Source organism: Vibrio sp. 2033 (assembly GCF_033339735.1).
In genome coordinates this window covers 1-579 of the sequence record NZ_JAWOVC010000612.1, presented here as the reverse complement: position 1 = coordinate 579, position 579 = coordinate 1, and the positions used below count along the sequence as shown (strand labels likewise).

General features: G+C 48.2%; 1 pseudogene. It reads right to left on the bottom strand.

The features are described 5' to 3' along the window. Positions 1-540 (bottom strand): annotated as a pseudogene (locus R7P74_RS28085) (glycerol kinase); the annotation flags it as partial. Positions 541-579: the final 39 nt, after the last annotated feature.

Here is a 579-nt window from a genome sequence, read left to right as displayed (position 1 = left end):
GTGTTTGGCTTCGAATTTTTGACGAAAACTGGAGTAGGATTTGTCGGTGGAGTGCGACTCCGCATCTTGCCCCAAAAACTCCACTACAGATTGCTTCAAGCGCTTGTTGCGCAAAACGACATCGTGCCAAACCACAAAGGTGTTTTGTGATTCTTTATCTGCACGCTGTTGACCACCTGCTCGAATGCCCGCTTCGGTGACTTGCCATCCGTCTTCCGATTTACTTATCCAGCCTAGCTCACTCAACAATTGGTTGATTCGCTTGGCATTAAGGCGAAGTTTATCGCCAAGTAGTGTGGCACTCAGAGTTTTCCCAGAGGTAGGATTCAGCTCAATATGCAAGTTCGTAGGCCAGACAATAAACTGCCCAAACTTGGGGTGGTCAACATATTCACCGCCGAACTTAGCGCCCTCTTCCGTCAGGATCCATTTTTCCCCTTGGCGAGTGATGTAACCGGCGCGTTTGAGATCTGAAAACAGCAGCTTGGCGTCAATATTGCGCATTTTCGCTAATGCTGATGTCGATATTTTTTCTGACATGTGTGGAGCCTCCTGCTGCTGGGAAAATAACATCCTGTG